General features: G+C 41.4%; 2 protein-coding genes. One reads left to right on the top strand and one right to left on the bottom strand.

Annotated features, from left to right (window positions below; genetic code table 11):
- Positions 1-189, top strand: a 189-nt coding sequence (locus ACFOEE_RS10185) for a hypothetical protein (protein WP_377123829.1), incomplete at its 5' end; no start/stop codon positions are given.
- Between the two features lie 172 nt (positions 190-361).
- Here the strand turns inward: ACFOEE_RS10185 and ACFOEE_RS10190 are convergent.
- Positions 362-736 carry a hypothetical protein gene (locus tag ACFOEE_RS10190; RefSeq protein WP_377123831.1) on the bottom strand — a complete coding sequence of 125 codons (375 nt, stop codon included), beginning with the start codon at positions 734-736 and terminating at the stop codon, positions 362-364.
- Positions 737-817 lie beyond the last annotated feature (81 nt).

An 817-nucleotide genomic window follows, 5' to 3' on the forward strand; every position in this document is an offset into this window, starting at 1 on the left:
TCGTTCATCTTTCGCTCTAAGAAGATTTTAGACATAAACACGTTAGAGACTAAGGATAGCTTTGTGCCAATAGCGGATCTTCAACGCCCGCTTATGGGGCGCAAAAAAGCTTGGCTAAAATTAGCGACGAAGGAGCGCAAGCCAAGCTTTTTGCGTCCCATCATGAAGCGTTTGTTAGCGATTTACTAGCCATCATTTTCTTTTGGCGCTGATAGCCACATTGTAATACCTGAGAGTACAAGTACAGGCCCTGCTACATAGGTAACATAAACACCAATATAAGATACTGTTGCCCAAATAATGATATAAACAATAAGTGTGACCCAAAATACAACTGAGGATTTCTCGTGTAGCCAATTTCTCATTTTTCTATATACCCGTTACCAGTTGGAGACCGTGCAATTACTTTTCCAGGATTTTTTTTTGCCCATGTCATCGCCTCTTCAAATGAATTAAAATGACGCTTGTCACTTGGATTAACTTCTGACTGGCCACTGAACTTGCTTTCTACAGTTTGATCTTCACTAAAAACACGAATCTTTGCGCATGGTAGATATTTACCTTCTTCGCCTTTCTTAACGCTTCGACCAACATCATTCCATTCTTTTACAGTTTTGTAACCTTGGTCACGTAACTCATGCTCCCAGTCATCGTTCCAGCAAGGCGAGTCAATACCATAAGGTATACCATCTGCACCCCATAATCCGGCATCATAGCCATCCTGCCAATCCCCCATAATTTCCTCCGGTTTACTTGAACGCTAACATCTTAGTATTTATGGGACACGTTGTTTGTGTCACATAATCCCTTGTTGAAC

This window comes from Pseudoalteromonas fenneropenaei, assembly GCF_042643375.1.
Classification (GTDB): Bacteria; Pseudomonadota; Gammaproteobacteria; order Enterobacterales; family Alteromonadaceae; genus Pseudoalteromonas; species Pseudoalteromonas fenneropenaei.

Coding starts and splice junctions, on each gene's coding strand:
- ACFOEE_RS10190 (WP_377123831.1), bottom strand. CDS start 736: ATGGGGGATTGGCAGGATGGCTATGATGCCGGATTATGGGGTGCAGAT.